The sequence below is a fragment of the Methylomonas aurea genome, assembly GCF_024505045.1.
GTDB classification, from domain to species: domain Bacteria; phylum Pseudomonadota; class Gammaproteobacteria; order Methylococcales; family Methylomonadaceae; genus Methylomonas; species Methylomonas aurea.
The window spans coordinates 171,125-191,416 of sequence record NZ_JANIBM010000007.1; the positions used below are offsets into that span (position 1 = coordinate 171,125).

Here is a 20,292-nt window from a genome sequence, read left to right on the forward strand (position 1 = left end):
GCCGCCGCGGCTTTTTTAGCGTCCAATCCACCGCCGCCAAACCGCTAATTGTTCATACCCAGCCTTGGCAGTATCGGCCGCCACACTCCGCAATAAAGCGCGATATTTCGTAAATCGCGCGACATCTCGTAGCCCCCCTCTGTCGCCCGCGCCAGCCAACCGCCATAAAAACTCTGCAAAACCAATGACTTGGTCTTCACCGGCAGGCTTGGCACGCGCTTTGACTATCGATTATGGAAACCCATTCGGGCCCGACCCGACCCATAACGACTTCGCCAAAACACAAGAGGAAAACCCAATGAAAACCGTCAGATCGCCTAATTCGGCCCACACCAAGCCTACAGCCCATCCGGGCAACCACCGCTCCGGCACCGCTAAAAGCCTGGTCGCCGCCATCGCATTGCTATTGGGTGGCCACATCGCCCCTGCCCAAGCCGCCAGCTTCGATCCGAACATCGTCATCAAAGGTTCGGCGGAATTCGACAGTACCGGCTCGCCGTTCGAGCCGATCAACGCCAGCCAAAGCGGCGAAATCACTCGCATCATGGCCGGAATCGCCACTACGACGACATTGAACGGTGCGGCGATAAACGGTGTCGACCCGCTCACCGGCACGCTGACCAGCATTGGCGACGGATTCGGCATCAAATTCAATGCCAATGGTAGCGCCGGGACCGAACCTTCGGTCGTCAACTCCTTGTTCGGCGATTACTCGCTGTCGCTGCAGAACAACTCCACCACGGACGCCTTCCTGGTCAATCTGAGATTCGAATTCAGCCAACAAGTCGACACCACCGACTCCGTCAAATCCAATACCGATAACGGCGAATTCGCCCATGCCCAAGTCGCGTTGCATAAACAAGACGGCAGCGAACTGCTGTTCGCCAGCGCGCTGTCCGATACCCAATTCGGCAACCAGCAATTCCTGTTCACGAACAATCTGGTGAATTCGGCCAGCGGTTTGGGCGGCAAGTTGAGCGACAGCGGCTTCCTGATTCTGTCCTTCCTGTTGAATCCGGGCGAGCTGCTGCAATTGGGAGACGGCAGTCCCGAAGTGTTGTTGCGCGGCGCAGCCGATTCCGGTTTGTTCTCCGGCGAAGTCGCAACCCTGCTGACCGTCGATTCGGTAGTCAGGCAACGCACCGAAACAGTGCCGGAACCCGAAACTTTGCTGTTGACCGGCATCGGCTTGGCTTCGCTATTGGCGTCGCAACGCCGCAATCGCGCTATCGCCTAATTCGTTAACCCAGCTTTTTGAGGAAACCGAAATGACTACACCATGCAAAAAATCATTACTGAAACTGGCCCTGATCGCCGCTGCCGGCTTACCCATGTCCGCTTCGGCCTGCGGCGCCGAGCCGTTCCTGGGTGAAGTGTGTACCTTTGCCTTCACCTTCTGCCCGCGCGGCTACCTGCCGGCCGACGGCTCCTTGCTACCCATCGCTAGCAACACCGCTTTATTCTCGTTACTGGGCACGACTTACGGCGGTGACGGCCGCAGCACCTTCGCCCTACCCGATCTGCGCGGGCGGAATCCGGTCGGCACCGGCCAAGGCCCGGGGCTGGCCAACGTGTTCAACGGCGAAGAAGGCGGTGCCGAACAAGTGGTATTGAATATCGCCCAATTGCCGGCGCACAACCATGCCGCCAGCACCAATGTCCAAGTGACCGGCACCATCAACGCCGTCAATGCGGCCGGTAATACCAGCAGCCCGGCCGGTAAAGTGCTGGCAGCCTCATCCGCCCGAGACAACATTTACTCCGGCAATGTCGCCGGCGCCAGTTCGCCGCTGGCCCCCGAAGCCCTGACCGCATCGGCCACCGCGACCACATCCATCGGAATCGCCGGCAGCAATCAGCCGGTGCCGGTGCGCAATCCCTACGTAGGTATGACGTATTGCATCGCGACCTCCGGCATTTTTCCTTCCCGAAACTAAACCGAAAATCCCAACCACCAACCCGGTCGAACCGGTAACCCGACAAAACACAACTTGGCCCCTGGCAGCACGAGGGGCCAAGTTAATTTTCCGCGGCCGGATTTCAATTTAAGGAGATGATCATGAGCTATTTAGTCGTAAACATTTGTGCGGATACCACGGCCAACGCGGAAACCTTGACAGCATTGCTGGCCGGCAAGCCTAACGAAGTCGGTTTTGAATTTTGCGATCTTTCCCAAAAAGACACGTTCGATGGGTACAAAACGCACATCAACCAAGCCGCAGTCTATATCGTCGGCCACGGCTCGCTGGGTAAGGAAGAGGTGGTCGATGAGCAAGACCGCGGCATAGTCAATATCGCCGACATCATGCAATGGTGCGCAAAATACGGCGCGGCCGCGGTGATAGACACTTGCTGCTACCCGGAGCAACGTTTGGCCAAAGTCAAAGCGTTGAATCTAAAGGTACCTTACCACTGCAAACAAGACCTCAAAAAGCCGGTCACGCCGGGCATTTGCAGGAAGGACACCGTGCCCGGATTTCTGGCGGCACAGGGGATCAAACAAATGTACCCGTGAAAATTGCCGGTTCGAGGCGTATAAAATGCAGACGCTTGGGAGGTAATTGCCCTATAGCCGGAGCTCCATTTCAAATATTGGCGTAAATCCCTTCGCTATGTGCCGGCTAACGGGCGAGCATCGCGAACCTGCAGGAAACGGCGGCTTCGCCGATGCTATCGGCTTGGGAGAGACGGCTTTAGCGGTCGACGCCTACCGGGAGCGATTGGTAATATGCCGCCGACGGAAGCGGAGACAGGCCCGTCGGCAACCTTCCCTGGTCGGCAACGGCCCGGTCGGTCGACGCCGGCGCCTTTCGCGGTCCATCGGGCGACGAATAAAGCTTAGAAGTTCGGAAGGCAGGCAACTCTATGTGGCGTAAGGCAGTTAAATATTACTTTTCTTTTTTCAGTGCCTTATTCCATTTGGGCATAGTGCTTGCTCTGGGCTTTTACCTGACCAATAAAATCACCCACCATTGGCGTTGGCAAGTTCTGGTTCACGCAATGAAAGGCAGGATTGACGATAGCGCGGTCTACCCGATTAACAGCCGCGAGCAACTCGCAGCTTTGCCGTCGAGAGTGTGGACCAAAATCGACCAACAGCAACCCGATGCCGAAGCGCGTTTCGAGCGCCAGCCGACCGCGACTTGCGCCTTCGATAAAAAACGCAACCGCCTGTTGGTATTCGGAGCCGAAGTCAACGAAAACCCGCCCGATAATGCTATCCATTATTTCGACTTGACCAAACTTCGCTGGGAAAATGAGTACGAAGCGGACCCGTTATCCAGCTATTTTTTGGATAAGTCCGGATTTCTGGTGGCCGGATTTAATTTAAACCATCCGCCGGCGATGCAGGTATTCGGTGCCGGCGCATTCGACGAGAAAAACGATCAACTGGTCATCGCCAGTAGCGTAAAAAGGGAATTCTATGAAACGCGGCTGCCTAATATTCCGATTCACGAAAGCGTAAATCCGACCTGGAACTACGATTTTGCGCTAAAACGCTGGCATGCCGAAGCCAACGCAACCGATTTCCGCACCTACAGCGTCGCATACGATGAAGATCGCAATGTGGTAGTCGGTTTTCAACCCTACCATATCGGCGAATGGAACGGGCAAACCAAATCCTGGCAGAAAGTCGGCAATGCGACCTACCCGGCATGGAATACCAACGCCGTTTACGATTCGGTTAATCGCGTGTTTCTATTGTTTGGCGGCAGTAATTTGAGTAATGAGGTCCATAGTTATCAGGCGGGCAGCCAAAAATCGGTCAAAATGCCCACGCCGGGCATAAAGCCGCCCGGCCGGGCTTCGGTCCCGTTGGTTTTCCATAAAGGTATCGGCAAAATGGTGGCGATTATCGACCAGGATAATTATGCGGAAACCTGGACCTACGACTATCGAAAAGACGAGTGGCAGCATTTGAACGATATTAAGTTTCCTTATAACGTCGGCATGAATTATTGTTTAGAGTATGACTCGCGAAATAACATCATGTTATTCGTCTCCAGCCCGCCGATGGAACAAACCGCTGTTTGGGCTTTACGCTTATGACCAGATTCATGCGCAACGGGCTTTTTTACCTGACATTTACCGGGCTGCTAGTTCACCTGTTCGTGGCCTACGGATTTTGGGGATTGCAACGCGCGGAACATCTTTCCGCCAGACAGGTTTTGGTCAAAGCGACAGAACAACTTAATATTGATAATCCAATATTATCCAAGCTATTAGCGCCGGATATAAAATACCTAAACTTTCCTTTTGACGGCGAGATCAAGCAAAGCCATCCCCGCATTTTGTTGCCGGAATTAAGCAGTTGGAATAATCGGGGCGTACATTCGATTATCTCGGACCGAATCGAGGTTTTTAAACGCGAAAATATTTACTACTCGAACGGATGCGGCGATAACTCGCTGATGCCTGCCGTGGTTTGTTGGCTGTCGACCAATAATACCGACGCGATAGCGGACATCAAACGTCAGTTATTGAACTTCGAATTGAATAAACCCACCGCCGACACCACCTACAGCAACGGTTGGGAATTGGCGCTGGCTTACGACTTGGCCTATCCGCTGTTGACCGACGCCGAGAAGAACCAGGTCGAGACCAAAATATTGGAAGCGCTGCGAGGCACGTTGGCCAATCTGGACGAGGATTTTGCGTCGTTATGGCACGGCAGATCCACTCACGCCGCAATCGCTTGGCTCTGCGCCATCGTGTTGTCGGAACAATATGTCGACGATCTGGAGTCTTATCGGCGCCGGGCTCAGGCTCATTTCCTGAATGCCGCAGAGGGGCTGGCCCACACCGAAGCCTGGCCAGATGGCTACAACTATTGGATTCAAACCCGTGCATTCTATTTTGCATTGGCGGCATCGGCCTATCGGAACGGCCTGGATCACGCCAACAACCAGGAACGTATCAAGGACATCGTGAAAAGGGTCGGTTATTGGCATATTTACGCGACTCGGCCGGATAATCGCATCGAAGGCTACGGCGACGAGGGGTCGCGGATCGACTTGAAAGACGAGACCAAGCGGGTAATAGACCTGATGGTACAAATGACGCACGATCCGGTATTAAACGGTTATGCCAAATATCTGGGTAAATTGCATCGCGACAGTTACTATTCGGGTTATGCTTGGGGCATATTATTATTTAACGACCCATCGATTCCTGCTGTTGGCGACGGTACCTTAGCGTCGCTGGGTAAATATTTAAAGGAAGCGGAAATTTTTGGCAGAGACACGGTAAATCAAATTTATATTAGAAACGGCTGGGAACCGAACGATACCTTTATTTCGTTCAAGGCCGGAAACTCCTACGGACACCACGCCCATTACGACGCCGGACATTTCACGATATTCAAATCCTCGCCGCTAATTACCAACAGCAGTACCTATAACGGGTTTTTCCGCCCGCATCGGCTTAATTATGCGATTCGGACGATTGCTAAAAACAGTTTGATCATCGAAAAGCCGAACGAAAAGGTCAGACCAAATCGGTTTTTCCCTAAAAACGTCGCCGATGGCGGCCAGCGATTGACGCAACCGACCGGGAGTTCGATAGTCAGCATCGAGCAATGGCTCGAAAATTACCAGAAAGGTTTGCATCTGGAAGGCGGCCAATTACTGAAATTTGCCCGCCGCAATAATGAATATGTTTTCGTTTCGGCGGACTTGACCGCGGCCTATAACAACTCCGTCTACGACGACAACGGCGATGGCGGCAAAGTCCGCCAGGTTATTCGCAAATTGGTTTATCTACCGACGGAAGACAAACTCGTTGTGTACGACACCATTAGCAAAACCAAACCGGAATATGTCGGCAAGTGGATTATTCATTCGGTAAACAAACCGGAGATGGCCGACATCAAAGTATTGAAAGGCTCCCCTGACAACGGCATATTGGAAAGCCGCTCGAAAGATATCGAAATAAAAAATAATAACGGCTTTTTGAAAGTCAATATTTTATTGCCGAGCGATGCCTCGACGCGTTTAGTGGGTGGCAGAGATTACCAATACTATGTCGAAACCGACGGCGACGATACGGTATTCGACGGCGAAAATTTTGTTAACGGCTCTTCGGCGGATTCATGGCACGACGTCAGTCGCTGGCGAGCCGAATTGTTATCGAATAGCAGCAGTAACGACACCGAATTTCTAGTCTGTTTGGCGCCATCGGTCGACAAACCGGTAACCGAAGACGTGCGGAAAATCAGTTCTAAAAATGGCAATGCCCATGGAGTGCTGACAAACGATGCGTTAATCGTATTTATCCGGGAATCGGCAGCTATGGACGACATCGTTTTCGATTATGTAGACAAGTCCAAAATTATTATCGTCGGCCTGCCTGAATATAGAAATGTCGCTATTCGCATCGGCAATAAAAACTTGTTTCAGGGAATAGCCAAGGATGGAGCGGTTTTCTACGACAACCCGAGCTCGGCATCCGGCCAGGTCGAAATCGGCATGAATTAGTATCAAGTTCGCTGGACCGCTTCAAGCCGCTTCCGCCACCGATTTCCGGCAATTTTCCAGCAATGCGTAATAAGGGCGCAAAGCGGCCATCAACGCTCGGTAAATCGTAAAAGCATCGGTCGGATCTTTCCGTTTCAGCTCGGCGATTTCGGTCAAAAACCGGTACAGCATTTTGACGAAATTCTCGATCGTCATCGCCAGCCAGGCGTCGTTAGTGATCCATTTGTCGATGAACTCGTCCAACCGCGCGAATGTGGTTTTCAGCAGCGGATAGGCGGTTTGGGTCTCCTTGAATTCCCGCAGCAGCATGTATTCCAGGTAAGCCTGTTCGGACGCCAGCCGCGGCCGGTTGGTAATACTGAGGTAATTGGCTTTGTATTCGGCATAGGCGGCATCGTACCGATTGCAAAATTCGGTTTCGTTGCCGATTTCCAGCCAAGGCCCCACCACTGCCGCCGTTACGGCGTAGCACTCCCCTATCGCATGGCCCATTTTGTCGAACTGTTCGACGAAGGCGGGTTTGGCCAATTCGCCCTTGATCAGCGTTTCGATCGCGGCCAACTCGCTTGCCGTGACGCAAACCGTGGCCAGTTCCTTGGTTAATTTAAGTTCGATTGCCATAGTGCCGTTACCCGATTCCGCTATCTGAATAAAGCCGATGTATTGTCGCGCCCTGGCCCGTCACGCGGTCAAATCGACGATTTCGGCAACGCAAGCGTTGTCTTTGACGGTGTGCAGCGCGTTATCGAACACCATGGCCGAGCTGTATAAAACGCTTTTGACGATGATGTCGCCCTTGGTATCTTTGATGACGAAGAAGGTATCGCCCTCGGGCACCTTGCCGGCGGCTATCTGGTGGCTCATCAACGAACCGGTCCGGACTTCCTTAATGGCCTCCAGTGCTTCGTCCTTGTTGCCGTAATCGGCGCTCATCAAAATCAGCTCGCCTTTACCGTTCAAAAAATGAAAGAAATACTGGTTGTCGTCGTTGGTTTTCAGTTCGAATGTGGCTGGCATGGGCTGCTCCAAAAGTTAACGCTGGGATTAAACGGGTCGCCGGTTAAAATTCAGCCCTTCGCTGGCTTGAATACCGTTGCAGCAAACCTACTGCCGGACAATCGAAGGGTTGCAGGCTGCCCCCAGTAGCCGGCAGCAAGCCTTATGCCAATAAAAACCCTTTTAAAATCAGTCGCAAAGCCAATGTCATGCCTCACATTGTCGGTTTTGCCACACAACATCGACGCCGATTTGCTCACTGCTGCAGTGAAATGTTCGGCCAATATAAGAAACGGCTTGGCAGCAGGCGCCAGGCATCGGGCCGATTACTCAACCTAAGCAGAACGATCTAACCCGCCGCGGCGCTCCGCATCGCAAGCTTCGGCGTTAGACGCAGCACCGATTCGGCTTTATCATGCCCCCTCCGCCAACCCGCAAAATCGCCCATGACCGAAGCCACCATCACCTGCCCCAATTGCAGCACCGCCGTGCCGCTGACCGAATCGCTGGCCGCGCCGCTGATCGCCGCGACACGCAAACAGTTCGAGGAACAGATCAAACAAAAAGACGCCGACATCGCCCAGCGCGAGCAAGGCCTGAAACAGCAGCAACAGCAATTACAGGACGCCCAACGCGAACTGGAAAACCAGGTCAAACAACAAGTCGAGAAACAGCTACAAACCGAACGCCAGCGCGTCATCGAAGAAGAAAGCCGCAAGGCCAAACTGGCGGCCGCCGCCGAGCTGGAGCATAAAAACCGCGAACTGGCCGACCTGACCGAAGTATTGAAAGTCCGCGACGCCAAACTCGCCGAAGCCCAACAAGCCCAGGCCGAACTGATCAAAAAGCAGCGCGAACTCGATGACGCCAAACGCGAACTGGAACTGACCGTCGAAAAACGGGTGCAGGACAACCTGAGCCAAGTCCGCGATCAGGCCAAACGCGAAGCCGAGGAAGGATTGAAACTGCGAGTGCTGGAAAAAGACCAGACCATCGCCGCGATGCAGCAAAAAATCGAGGAACTCAAACAAAAAGCCGAGCAAGGCTCGCAGCAACTGCAAGGCGAAGTCCAGGAGCTGGAACTGGAAAACCTGTTGCGCGCCAAGTTCCCGTTCGACAGCATCGAACCGGTCGCCAAGGGCGAATTCGGCGGCGACGTGTTGCAGCGCGTCGCAGGTCCATCCGGCACCCCGGCCGGCAGTATCTTGTGGGAATCGAAACGCACCAAAAACTGGAGCGACGGCTGGCTGGTGAAACTGCGCGAAGACCAGCGCGCCGCCAAGGCCGAACTGGCCGTCATCGTCAGCCAGGCCTTACCCAAGGACGTGGAAACCTTCGACGTCATCGACGGCGTCTGGGTCACCGGCCCGCGCGCCGCGTTGCCGGTCGCGACCATACTTCGCCATACCCTGTTGGAAATCGGCCTGGCCCGCCTCGCCGCCGAAGGTCAGCACGGCAAGACCGAAATGGTCTACCAATACCTGACCGGCCCGCGCTTCAGGCAACGGGTGGAAGCCATCGTCGAAGCCTTCTCGACCATGCAGGAAGACCTGGACAAGGAACGCAAAGCCATCCTGAAACAATGGGCCAAACGCGAAGCCCAAATCGAGCGAGTCATGAACGCCACGGTGGGCATGTACGGTGATTTGCAGGGGATTGCCGGCAAGTCCTTGCAGGAAATAGAGGGCTTGGAAATACGGGCGTTGGGGATGGATGACGACTCGGATTAAGCCATAGCCCTCTGTCGTCCGGCTTCTGGTTCCCAAGCTCCCGCTTGGGAACCCCGGTCTTGGCAGTTCCAGCTTCCAGTCTGAATGTGGATAGGAAGCTGGAGCTTCCGAGATAGCATTCTCAAGCCGGAGCTCGGGAACTAGAGATTTGACGTTAATTCACGACCACGTTTATACTTACGTTTAAACATTTGGGAGCAGTCCATGACCGAAGCCATACTCGACATCAAACAATGGGGCAATAATCTCGGTGTGCGTCTGCCGGCGGCCATAGCCAAGGCCGCGCATTTGCACAACCATCAACGGGTAAGGATTTCCGTGGAAGACGATAAAGTGGTCATCACGCCATTGGCCGAAGAAGTTTTGACGTTGGAGCAGCGCTTGGCCCGCTTCGACCCCGAGCGGCACGGTGGCGAGGCGATGGCGAACACGCAAGCGATAGGCGCCGAACGTTGGTAGCCCGCAAGGAAACGGCGGTTTGGGTGCCGGAACGGCAAGACATAATCTGGATCGATTGCAATCCTCAGGTCGGCCAGGAAATGCGCGACATTCATCCGTTTTTGGTGCTTTCGCCGCGCATTTTCAATGAAAAAACCTCGCTGGTGATCGGACTGCCGATGACGACCGCCGCCTACAATGCCGACAATCCGCTTGCGGTAGCGGTCAGCAAAGCCGGCGGCCGCAAGACCGGACAAACCAGCTATGTGCTCTGCCACCAACCCAAATCCTTCGACTGGCGTTTGCGTCAGGCCAAACCGCATCCTCTCAAATCCTTGCCGGGCGATGCGTTCGCTCAGGTTTGCGAGCGGTTGAATCAGATTATTCAAATTGCAGGTGATGATGAGAGAGCCTGAGCGCTCTAGGCTCTGGTTCCCAAGCTCCGGCTTGGGAACTAGAAGAAGCTTGCGTTTGGCGTAAGCCGCTACCTATATTAATATCTAATACACCTTATCGGGAGCGAAATCATGGCCAGAAACACTTCCGTCACCTTGGGTGACCACTTCGATAATTTTGTGCAGGAAAAAATACAGCAAGGTCGTTTCTTATCGGTTAGCGAGGCCGTCCGCGCGGGTTTGCGCAAGCTGGAAGAAGAGGATCTTAAGCTACAGGCATTAAGAGCCAAACTGCAAGCCGGCGAAGACAGCCCGTTGCAGGAGAATTTCGACGAAGAGCAGTTTCTGGTTTCGATGCGAACAAAACACAGCCAATGAAGCCAAGCTATCGCATCAGGCAACTGGCGGCAGAAGACCTGGAACGAATTTGGCTCTATAGCTTTCAGCAATGGGGTGCCGAACAAGCCGACCACTACTTACGCGCTCTTTTCGACCGTTTCGCCTGGCTTGCGGAACACCCCAAGCTGGGCAAGGCCCGCGACGATATAAAACCCGGTTATTTTTGCTTTCCCGAAGGCCGACATTTAATTTTTTATATCGCTACCGATACCGGCATAGAAATCATCGGCGTGCCCCACCAAAGCATGGATGTGATTAATCATGTTGGGTGAAGTGAATAATGGCATTCGAGGATTCTATCTGGTATCTGGTTCCCAAGCTCTGGCTTGGGAACCCCGGCCTTGGCAGCTCCTCCTTCCAGCCTGTTTGTAAATAGGAAGCTAGAGCTTCCGAGATAGCGTTCCCAAGCTGGAGCTTGGGAACCAGTAAATGTCTAAACGTTAAGTCCAAGAGGTCATAGAATGAGAAAAGTCGCCTTTCAGGTTGATACACGATTGGCCAAGTTACTTTCCGAAAACTATAGGTCTTCTGAAAGAGCCATAAAAGAGTTAATTGATAACGCTTGGGACGCCGATGCTGAACTGGTTTCAGTTACCTTTCCAGAGCCACTGACTGACAACCCTGTGATTATTGAGGATAACGGATCGGGAATGACCGAAGAAGAATTACTTCGGGAATATTTATTTATCGCAAGTGATAGAAGAAGACGACGTGGCGATTACACATCTCTAAAACACAGAAAAGTAAAAGGCAAAAAAGGCATTGGAAAATTCGCAGGTTTAATGGCGGCAAAAACAATGATGCTGGAAACTTGGACTAGAGGTAAAAAGTATTCTTTCACTTTAACTACCTTGGATTTAGAGGCTTCTGAAGACATTGAAAAGCTTCCGATTAATCTCGATATGGAAAATTGCGATGCAAACTTACACGGAACGCGAATATCATTAAGCGATTTACATCAATCTATGGCGTTTCCCAATCCCGATAAGTTTCGGCAGATTTTGTTGCAAGATTATGGTCGCGAGTCAGATTTCGAAATAATCGTAAATAAAAAATCGCTCGGTGTAGATGATATTAGTGGCACTTATACAAAGCACATGGCAACCCTGCCAAATTCAGGAAATATCAAGCTAGAACTCACTGTTTCCAATCAAAAAGGTAAACTTAAACAACCGGGTATTTGTATCAGGGTTGCTGGAAAAGTGGTTGGAAAACCTGAATTTTTTGGCCTTGATACCGCTGAAGATTTCCCGTCAAAGCTGCTTGATAAAATATACGGCGAAATCGAAGTCGATGGATTGTTTAATCATGTAACAGCCGACTGGGGAGCAATAGTCGAAAATAGTGAGCTATATGACGAAGTTCGACGCTATGTCGAACCCATCATCAGAGAAAAAGTTAAAGAAGAATATGGGCGAGATATCAATTTAGCCCAAGCACGGTTACAAAAACGCATTAATGACCGGTTATCATCACTTCCTGAATACAAGCGCCAATACGCGGACAAAGCTATTAAAGCAATTTTGGGCAAATATTACGGCGAACCAGAATCAAAGATGGAGCCAATTGTCTGTGTAATACTTGACGCTTTGGAGCGAACCGATTATCGCACCGTACTTGATTATATCCATGAAGCCGAACATTCCGACATTGCCAAACTTGCAGAGGTTTTAACGGAATTCGGATTAGCCGAAATAGCTCTAATTGGGGAACAAGCTAAAAGCCGATTAGAATTTTTGAATCGTTTTGAACAACTATGCCAAGATGTAAACACTGATGAAAAACTAATTCATAAAACTTTAGAAAAAAGCTTATGGATATTCGGTGTTGAATACACCATGTTTAGCAGCAATAAAACACTAAAGCGTCAAATTGAAGATTATCTAGGGAAAACCTATACAGGGAAGCGTAAAAATAAACGTCCTGATTTAATGCTGAACGTAAACTTTGCCAACGAGTACTTGCTTATCGAATTCAAGCGCCCAAGCCATTCACTTACTCATAAAGACTATCAACAAGCTACAGCATATAGGAATGATTTTGTGCAATATACCAAATCGGACATCAATGTGCTTTTAATTGGCGGCAAACGCGGAAAAGACTTGCCTCCACTTCATATTAAGGAACCAAATACTAATATAATGATTTTCGATGAAGTAATTTCTAATTCACGAAATCAGCTTAATTGGCTGTTAACCCAGCTTGGTGGCGATATGCATGCGTAAATAGATTTTCTGGTTTTTGGCCCCCAAAATCCAGCTTCCGTTCCACCTTCCCCAACCCATGACCCGCAGCCGCTACCGAGTCCTACAAAACTCCAGCCCGCATTTTCTGACCGCGACGATCAACCATTGGCTGCCGCTGTTTACCCGGCCGGCAACAGTGAATATCGTGCTGGATTCCTGGCGGTTTTTGCAGCTCGTAGGATGGGTAGAGGCAACGCCGAAACCCATCAAAATTAAAGCAACAAGACCCAACCCGATTGATGGGTTTCGCTAGCGCTCCACCCATCCTACAAAATTGGCCTGCTTTCCGTTGTACGACGGTTACGTAATCCTGGAAAACCACTTGCACCTGATTGCCGCGTCGCCGGATTTGAGCAAGGACATACGGCGTTTTAAGGCTTATACCGCCAAGCAAATCATTGCCTATCTGCAGCAAAGCAGCTCGAGGCGGGTGTTGGAGTTATTGGCGTTGCTGAAGCGGCCGCATAAGATCGAGAGCGAGTATCAGGTCTGGGAGGAAGGTAGTCATCCGCAGTTGATCGCAAGCGAGGCGGTGATGCGGCAGAAGCTGGATTACATTCACCGCAATCCGGTTGAGCGGGGTTATGTGGATTTGCCGGAGCATTGGCGCTATTCCAGCGCGCGAAATTATGCTGGGTTGGAAGGTTTGATAGAGGTGGTTCGGGACTGGTGATTGGGTCGGGAAGCTGGAGCTTCCTGGCGGTGGGTTACCAAGCTGGAGTTTGGGAACTAAAGGGTCCGGATCGGGATCGACTCGCTTTAGCGTTTCACGCCGCCTGATCCACCAACTCCAGTGCTCTAAACACTGAGCAGTGGATAAACACATTCACCAGTTGCTCGATCAATTCGTCCGCCACCGGCAGTGCGAATTGTTCGGTCATCACTTTCCAGATTTTGCGACGAGCGGTGCCGTGCCGCGTGTGGTAGCGAATCGTCGCGATTTAATGACGTCGTCGATCTGGTCGCCCCGGTTGGCCTATTCCCAAACTGGGGGCGAAAGGATCAGGGCAAGCGTTTATGCGCCACCCCCACTCAAACGCTTAACGCTGGACCAAGCCCTTTGTCGCAAACTCATCCGCCTGTCGGCCGGATTGTCGGCAAAATCACCAAGCGCAAGCCCGCAAGGCCCAGATCATTCGGCTGCTTTTTGAAGCCGGCAGCGAATCGGCATTGACAAAGCCAGCCGAATTTCAACGCTTGCCGGTATCCGGAAAGACTTCCCGCGGCCGGCTCGCGTTGCTGCCGTTACAAGCCTACGAGTGGTTTACATTTTGCTTCGTTAAATGGACACCGTAATCCGAGGTTAAACCATGAACAAAATTGGCATTTTCTACGGAACCGAACAAGGCATGACCGAAATGATGGCTCAAGTCATGTATCGCGTGCTGGGCGACGATATCGCCAGCGAACCGATCAATGTGAATCGGGCGTCGGTCGCCAAGCTGTTAAGCTATAAAGCCTTGATTTTGGGGATGCCCAGCTACGGGGTCGGCGAAATCCCCGGTCGCACCACCGGTAGCGAAGAAGGCAACTGGGAGGAGTTTTTGTTCCGGCTGGACGAAGCCGATCTGTCCGGCAAACGTATCGCCTTGTTTGGCTTGGGCAATCAGCAAAAATACTACGACCGCTTCGCCGGTTCCCTAATTCATTTGTACCACTACGTGGCCGGCTACGGCGCCGAGGTGGTCGGCGCCTGGAGCACGGCCGGCTATCACTTTACCCATTCCAACTCGGTGGTGGACGGCAAATTTGTCGGCTTGGTGCTAGATCACCACAATCAACCCGAGATGACGAAATCGCGGATTCTGGATTGGCTGGATCAAATCAAACCGGCGCTGCTGGAGAAGCTGAATTAGTAATTCTTCTATTGAATAGCCTTTCGCTTTTATGCCCTTGGGCTCTGAACCTGCCCAAGGGCGCACTCAATGAGGCTTCAAGCAGCGGGCTGGCAGCCAGCCGGATGTCGAACGCCACCGGTGCGCCGCGCGCCGCTGCGAAAAGACACGACGCTCTATCAACGCTGGCGAGTAAGCTAAACCGTAATTAAGCCGCCTGATCCACCAACTCCAAACCCCTAAACACCGAACAACGGATAAACACGTCCAGTGTCGGCGCCAGTTGTTTTTGCAGGCAGAACTTGGCGACCAGTTTGGTCAGGCCCTTGATGTCGCGGCCGGAGGCGCCGGGGAACAGGTCCACCAGTTGTTCGATCAATTCGTCCGCGACCGGCAGCGCGAACTGTTCGGTCATCACCTTCCAGATTTTGCGGCGGTCGGCGCTGTTGGGCGAGTGGTAGCGGATCATCGCGATGCAGCGGGAAATTATGGCTTCGTCGATGTCGTCCACCCGGTTGGTGGTCAGGAACAGCAAGCCGTTGAAGTATTCCAGCACCCGCAGGAACACGCCGACCACGGCGTTGGAGGCCAGATTGTCGGCGCGTTTCTTGATGTAGACGTCGGCCTCGTCGATCAGCATCACCGCACCCCAGCGCTGGGCGCGGATCAGGGTTTCCTTCAAGGTTTTCTCCATTTCGGCGACGTTCAAACCGAGCTGGCCGGAATGCACCCGGTACAGCGGCCGCTTGATGATCTCCGAATAGACCTCCGCGGTCAGCGTCTTGCCGACGCCGGCCGGTCCGGCGCATAGCACCGTGGTGCCGCCGGATTTGCCTTCGACAATGTCGTCCATCAGCATGTCCATTTCGGCGGTGAGGATGTCGATCAGGTCGGTCTGTTCCGGCGGCAGAATCAGCTTTTGCTTCAGTTCCGGCTGGTAGACGTAGGGCTGTATGTCGTCGACGTGGACCCAAACGTGGTGGTGCAATTCCAGATGAAACAGCAGGATGTAGCCGTGTACCGGCAATTCGGTGAACAAGCCCTTGCCGACCTCGGCCTTGGCTTTTTCCATCTGGCTCTCGGTTTTGCTGTCGTAGCGCATGCTTTTGCCGGCCTTGCGCAGATAGGTGCCGAAAATGTCGCCGGAGGCCTCCAAAGTCAGCGCCCGGTCGCTGAGGATGTTTTCGTCGTTAACCAAGCGACAGGCGCCGCCGCCGGACGACAGCACCACGGTATTCTTGCGGGTCCAGTCGTTGCTGCGGTGGCTGGCAGTCGGATCTTCGGCGTAGATGCCGGTGCCCCAGCCGGAGAATTGCTCGCCGTAACGGCCGCGCCAGTCGAAATAACGGCCGGCGGCTTCGTCGTAGCTGGCGATCAAATCGGCGGTTTCCTTTAAATAGCCCTTGCCGGCGAAGATTTCCGGGATGGTTTTATGGTCCAGGTCCTTGCCGCGGATGATCAGGGTTTCGATGGCGATCTTGCCCTTGCTGTTGGCTTTTAACTCGATCAGGATGCGGCCGGCTTCTTCCTCGCCGGGCGGCGTGTAATCGACCCGGGTGATCAAATAGGCTAGCGTTCTACCGCCATGCTCGACATGAAACAACCAGCCGCGAATCGCGCCGTCCAGCAAGTAGCTGGCGATGTCGGGCAGCAGTTTTTCCAGATCGTCCGGGCCGTAGCGGCGCTGGTCGTCGCTCAAGGCTTGCTGCAAGGCGGTCAGCAGTGCGGCTTGTTGTTGCAGGCTCTCGCCTTGCTGGGCGTAAATGCCGGCCAAGGTTGCCATCTCGGCGCTGCTGAGTTGGTCGTAAAACACCTGTGCCTTGCTGCCGAAGCGCAGTTGCTCGCTCAGTCCGTTCAAACGCGGGTGAGCAGCCAACAGTTGCTGCAAGTGCGGTTTTTCGATGGATAATTTCATGCATCACTCCTGTGACGGTAAGGCAAGACAAAGTAATTCGGATAAATGCAGCGGCTTGCTGAAACCGCCGCCGACGATTTGTTCGCGGCAGGAAAAACCGCTGCCGACCAGCAGCGCGTCCGGCTCGGCGCGCAGTGCCGGGAACAAGGCCAGTTCGGCCATTGCCTGGGCGTCGGCGTAATGCTCGGCTTCGACGCCGAAGTTACCGGCCATGCCGCAGCAGGATGATTCGATCAATTCGAACGACAACTCGGGGATTTGCTTCAGGATTTTGCGGACCGATTTGATCGAGCCGACCGCTTTTTGGTGGCAATGGCCGTGCAGCAACACGCGGGATGGGTGCGGAATGGCTTGAAAGGCCAAAGTCCAGCGCTTGGCGCTTTGCTCACGGACGATGAATTCTTCCAGCAATACGACTTTTTCCGCCAATTTCCGCGCCGATTCGCCCAAATCCAGTTTCAGATATTCGTCGCGCAGACTGAGGATGCAGGACGGCTCGAGACCGACGATGCTGCGGCCGGCGTCTATATGCTCACGCAACGCGGCCAACATGCGCCTGGCCTCAAAGCGAGCTTGTTCGAGCATACCGTTGGAAAAATAGGTGCGGCCGCAACACAGCGGCCGCTGGTCTTTATCGTCGGCTGACGGCGTCGCGACGTGGACGTGGTAACCAGCCGCGCTTAACAGCTTTTTCGCTGCCTCGGCCGAGGCCGGATTGAAGTAGTAATTGAAAGTGTCGACCAGCAATACCACTTGCCGGTCGCTCAATTCCGGGTGCAGAGCCAGGCTGGTTTGTTGCGGCACATAGAATGGCTGCTCGGCCGGCAGCGGCAATTCGGCCTTGGCGCTAATGCCTAATGCGGTTTCGGCCAATTTGGCCAGTAGCGGCGAGCGGTTGCGCCAAGCGATCAAACGGCGCAGCAGCGGGTATTTGAGCAGGCGCGGCAAATGCCCCCACAATTTGCGGCGCAACGGCAGGCCGCTGCGGGCGGCATGTTGGGCCAGGAATTCGGCCTTGATCGCCGCCATGTCCACTTCGTTTTCGCATTCGCGCTTACAGCCCTTGCAAGCCACGCACAAGTCCATCGCGGCAACCAAGGCCGGATCGAACAAGGCCTCAGGATTATCGGCGTTCAGCGCGGCTTTCAATAACTTGACGCGGCCGCCCGGCGACAAATCCGGATTGGCGCTGACCCGAAAACTCGGGCACATCACGCCCTTGTCGGCCTGTTGCTGGCATTGCTTGCTGCCGATGCACACCGCCACGGCCTTGGCGAAATCGGCGCCGTGCTTCGGAATGTCGGCGTAGGCGTCGCCCATGCCGGCGTTGCGGTAGGACGACCAATCGAGGAACAGCTTCATAGGCGTTATGCGATCTAAAACCTACGCCAAGCAAAATCGGCGCCAGCAGCCCTGTTAGGCTGAAGCGCGCCGGTGAATGCGGCGTCGCCAGCGAAATCTCCGCCAGCGCCTGCGGTGAAGCCGCCATCTTTGCTTGGCAACGGTTCCGGGTTAGCCGATAAGCCATGTCGTAAACCCGACAAAGCCCGGCTTTGGCGCACGCTTTCCCACAGCAATAACAGGTTTAATCGCCGGTAAACCGCGGCCTTCTACGACGGAAATTCCGGCACAATATTTGCGGAAATTAGGCTTTCAAAAAATAACGAGGAAAGCCACCGTGGAATTGGAAAACTGCGCCTGCCGCTATTTCATCAGTTACAGCGGCGTCAAATTGCCGTTGAAGCTGGTCAACGAACTGCCCGACGAAAGCCATCTGGAAAATCGCAACACTTACTTTCGCGGCTTTTTCGACGGCAACGAACGCCTGCTGCTGCTGGAAAAACTGGTCTACGGCGATATCGAATTGCGCCACCGTTACCGCTACCACCCGAACGGCGTTTTGGCCGATGCCGAAATCACCGATGCCGACGGCGAGATCGACGTGCTCAGGTTCGACGAAAACGGCACCTAGATATGAATCTCGATTCCCGGCGCCGTCAGTTCAGCTCGAATTGCAAGCTGGCCAGTCTGGCGTAAAGACCGCTCTGTTGGCGTAGATCGTCCGGCGCGCCGGTTTCGACGATGCGGCCTTGGTCCAGGACGACGATGCGGTCGACGTTTTTTACCGTCGCCAACCGGTGGGCGATGATCAACGTAGTCCGGCCTCGCATCGCGGCGGCCAGGCCTTGCTGGACCAGGATTTCCGATTCGGCGTCCAGTGCGCTGGTGGCTTCGTCGAGTAACAACAGCGGCGCATTTTTCAAGATCGCACGGGCGATGGCGATGCGTTGGCGTTGGCCGCCGGACAGCCGGGTGCCGCGCTCGCCCAGGAAGGTTTGGTAAGCTTCCGGCAAACGCCGGATGAATTCGTCGGCGTGGGCCGCACCGGCGGCCGCGATAACCTCGGCGTCGGTGGCATCGGGCCGGCCATAGCGAATGTTTTCCAGCGCACTGGCGGAAAAGATCACCGCTTCCTGCGGCACGACCGCAATTTGCCGGCGCAGTTCGTCGAGCCGCAAGCGGCGAATATCGATGCCGTTCAATAAAATCGAACCCTGCGTGGCATCGTAGAAACGCGGCAATAATTGAAACAACGTGGTTTTGCCGGCACCGGACGGGCCAATCAAGGCCACGCTCTCGCCGGCGCCGATCTCCAGATCGATGCCGGCCAGCGCCGAATGGTCGGGACGCGAAGGATAGCGGAACTCCACGTGGCGGAATTGCACGCCGATGCGCAGCCGATCGGCCGCCGCGAACGTTTCGTCGCCGCCAACGATGGCGGCTTCGCTATGTAACAGCTCCAGCAGCCGGCCCGAAGCGCCGCTGGCGCGCATCAAATCGCCCCAGACTTCGGCGATGGTGCTGACGCCGCCGGACACCAGCGTGGCGTAGAGCACGAACGAGGCCAGTTGGCCGCCGCTCAGCTCGCCGGCCTTGACTTGATTGGCACCGACCCACAACACGAAAATGATCGATCCCATCACGGCCATGATCACAAAAGCGGTCAGCAAGGCTCGGAACCGGCTGCGGCGTATCGCCGTAGCAAAATTCGACTCGGCGCGACCGGCGTAACGTTGGTCTTCGCGGGCTTCCTGGCTATAAGCCTGCACCGTCGGCACCGCGTTCAAAATTTCGCCGGCCAGCGCCGAGGCGTCGGCGATTTTATCCTGCGACTCGCGGGACAATCTCTTCACATAGCGGCCCATCGCCATCAGCGGCAGCATCAGCAGCGCAATCAAACCCAAAATCAACGAGAACAGATGGAAACTGGTCACCGCCAGCATCGCCATGCCGCCGATAAATTGGAACAGGCTGCGCAGACCCATCGATACCGAACTGCCGACCACGGTTTGAATCAATGTGGTATCGCCGGTCAGCCGCGACAACACTTCGCCGGTTTGCAAAGTCTCGAAAAATTGCGGCGATTGCGCCAGCACTTTGCGGTAGACCGCGCAGCGCAAATCGGCCGTGACCCGCTCGCCGACCCAGGACACCGTGTAATAGCGGGCGGCGATCGTCACCGCCCACAGGCTGGCCAAACCGAACAAGGCCAGGAAGCGGCCGTTCAGGCTCAGCGCATCGGACCAGCCGCCGCTGGCCGGCGCCTGCTTGCCGCCGAAGCCGAAATCGATCAGATCGCGAAACGCCAACGGCACCAACAACAAAGTCGCCGAACCGAGGCACAGCAGGATAAAGGCCAGCACCACCTTGCCGCGGTAGGGACGGATGAAGGGCCAAAGTCCGGAGAAAGTCGAGAAACGGGCGGGAGCGTGGTTGGCGGATGAGCTCATTCAACGGACCGTGCGGCAGTAATAGGGCCGCTTGTTATAGCACAGGAGCGGACACTCGCCGGAACCGGCTC

The 20,292-nt window shown here is 54.3% G+C and carries 18 protein-coding genes and 1 pseudogene; 14 read left to right on the forward strand and 5 right to left on the reverse strand.

Annotated elements, in window-relative coordinates; all coding sequences use genetic code 11:
* Window positions 1-298: 298 nt before the first annotated feature.
* From NP603_RS08755 to NP603_RS08775, 5 genes are all read left to right on the forward strand, one after another.
* Window positions 299-1,237 carry a PEP-CTERM sorting domain-containing protein gene (locus NP603_RS08755; RefSeq protein WP_256610483.1) on the forward strand — a complete coding sequence of 313 codons (939 nt, stop codon included), beginning with the start codon at window positions 299-301 and terminating at the stop codon, window positions 1,235-1,237.
* Window positions 1,238-1,268: 31 nt separating this feature from the next.
* On the forward strand, window positions 1,269-1,937 hold the full coding sequence (locus NP603_RS08760; RefSeq protein ID WP_256610484.1) for a phage tail protein: 669 nt from the start codon (window positions 1,269-1,271) through the stop codon (window positions 1,935-1,937).
* 122 nt (window positions 1,938-2,059) lie between these two features.
* Window positions 2,060-2,515 (forward strand): hypothetical protein, encoded by a 456-nt coding sequence (locus NP603_RS08765; RefSeq protein WP_256610485.1) that lies wholly within the window; start codon window positions 2,060-2,062, stop codon window positions 2,513-2,515.
* Window positions 2,516-2,865: 350 nt separating this feature from the next.
* Window positions 2,866-4,050 (forward strand): Kelch repeat-containing protein, encoded by a 1,185-nt coding sequence (locus NP603_RS08770; protein WP_256610486.1) that lies wholly within the window; start codon window positions 2,866-2,868, stop codon window positions 4,048-4,050.
* 362 nt (window positions 4,051-4,412) lie between these two features.
* A complete protein-coding gene (locus NP603_RS08775) occupies window positions 4,413-6,476 on the forward strand; it encodes a heparinase II/III family protein (RefSeq protein WP_256610487.1) in 2,064 nt (687 codons plus the stop codon).
* Between the two features lie 21 nt (window positions 6,477-6,497).
* Here the strand turns inward: NP603_RS08775 and NP603_RS08780 are convergent, their stop codons facing one another.
* Both NP603_RS08780 and NP603_RS08785 read right to left on the reverse strand, forming a co-directional pair.
* Entirely contained in the window at window positions 6,498-7,097 is a 600-nt protein-coding gene (locus NP603_RS08780) for a hypothetical protein (RefSeq protein ID WP_256610488.1), read from the reverse strand.
* 60 nt (window positions 7,098-7,157) lie between these two features.
* Complete coding sequence (locus tag NP603_RS08785; protein ID WP_256610489.1) at window positions 7,158-7,493, reverse strand: DUF1508 domain-containing protein; 336 nt, start codon at window positions 7,491-7,493, stop codon at window positions 7,158-7,160.
* A gap of 425 nt (window positions 7,494-7,918) precedes the next feature.
* On the opposite strand from NP603_RS08785, the gene NP603_RS08790 reads away from it, so the two are divergent.
* From NP603_RS08790 to NP603_RS08830, 8 genes and pseudogenes are all read left to right on the forward strand, one after another.
* The gene (locus tag NP603_RS08790; protein WP_256610490.1) at window positions 7,919-9,202 is read left to right on the forward strand and encodes a DUF2130 domain-containing protein; all 1,284 of its coding nucleotides are present in this window, start codon (window positions 7,919-7,921) and stop codon (window positions 9,200-9,202) included.
* Between the two features lie 204 nt (window positions 9,203-9,406).
* Window positions 9,407-9,661: an AbrB/MazE/SpoVT family DNA-binding domain-containing protein gene (locus NP603_RS08795; protein ID WP_140912225.1), complete on the forward strand. Its 255-nt coding sequence runs from the start codon at window positions 9,407-9,409 to the stop codon at window positions 9,659-9,661.
* The gene (locus NP603_RS08800; protein ID WP_256610491.1) at window positions 9,655-10,056 is read left to right on the forward strand and encodes a type II toxin-antitoxin system PemK/MazF family toxin; all 402 of its coding nucleotides are present in this window, start codon (window positions 9,655-9,657) and stop codon (window positions 10,054-10,056) included. Before NP603_RS08795 ends, NP603_RS08800 begins: the two co-directional genes overlap by 7 nt.
* Window positions 10,057-10,167: 111 nt before the next feature.
* Window positions 10,168-10,413 carry a type II toxin-antitoxin system ParD family antitoxin gene (locus NP603_RS08805; RefSeq protein ID WP_256610492.1) on the forward strand — a complete coding sequence of 82 codons (246 nt, stop codon included), beginning with the start codon at window positions 10,168-10,170 and terminating at the stop codon, window positions 10,411-10,413.
* Complete coding sequence (locus NP603_RS08810; RefSeq protein ID WP_256610493.1) at window positions 10,410-10,706, forward strand: type II toxin-antitoxin system RelE/ParE family toxin; 297 nt, start codon at window positions 10,410-10,412, stop codon at window positions 10,704-10,706. Before NP603_RS08805 ends, NP603_RS08810 begins: the two co-directional genes overlap by 4 nt.
* A 189-nt stretch (window positions 10,707-10,895) precedes the next feature.
* Complete coding sequence (locus NP603_RS08815; protein ID WP_256610494.1) at window positions 10,896-12,659, forward strand: ATP-binding protein; 1,764 nt, start codon at window positions 10,896-10,898, stop codon at window positions 12,657-12,659.
* A gap of 58 nt (window positions 12,660-12,717) precedes the next feature.
* A pseudogene (locus NP603_RS22000) lies at window positions 12,718-13,353 on the forward strand (transposase).
* A gap of 637 nt (window positions 13,354-13,990) precedes the next feature.
* Window positions 13,991-14,536, forward strand: coding sequence for a flavodoxin (locus NP603_RS08830; RefSeq protein ID WP_256610497.1), 546 nt, complete (start codon window positions 13,991-13,993; stop codon window positions 14,534-14,536).
* A 187-nt stretch (window positions 14,537-14,723) separates the two neighbouring features.
* Here the strand turns inward: NP603_RS08830 and NP603_RS08835 are convergent, their stop codons facing one another.
* On the reverse strand, window positions 14,724-16,430 hold the full coding sequence (locus tag NP603_RS08835; RefSeq protein WP_256610498.1) for an AAA family ATPase: 1,707 nt from the start codon (window positions 16,428-16,430) through the stop codon (window positions 14,724-14,726).
* Window positions 16,431-16,433: 3 nt separating this feature from the next.
* Window positions 16,434-17,792, reverse strand: a complete 1,359-nt coding sequence (locus tag NP603_RS08840; RefSeq protein ID WP_256610499.1) for a (Fe-S)-binding protein — start codon at window positions 17,790-17,792, stop codon at window positions 16,434-16,436.
* A 316-nt stretch (window positions 17,793-18,108) separates the two neighbouring features.
* Here NP603_RS08840 and NP603_RS08845 point away from each other — a divergent pair, with 316 nt between their 5' ends.
* The gene (locus NP603_RS08845; protein ID WP_256610500.1) at window positions 18,109-18,402 is read left to right on the forward strand and encodes a DUF6156 family protein; all 294 of its coding nucleotides are present in this window, start codon (window positions 18,109-18,111) and stop codon (window positions 18,400-18,402) included.
* Window positions 18,403-18,427: 25 nt separating this feature from the next.
* Here the strand turns inward: NP603_RS08845 and NP603_RS08850 are convergent, their stop codons facing one another.
* Entirely contained in the window at window positions 18,428-20,221 is a 1,794-nt protein-coding gene (locus NP603_RS08850) for an ABC transporter transmembrane domain-containing protein (RefSeq protein ID WP_256610501.1), read from the reverse strand.
* Window positions 20,222-20,292: the final 71 nt, after the last annotated feature.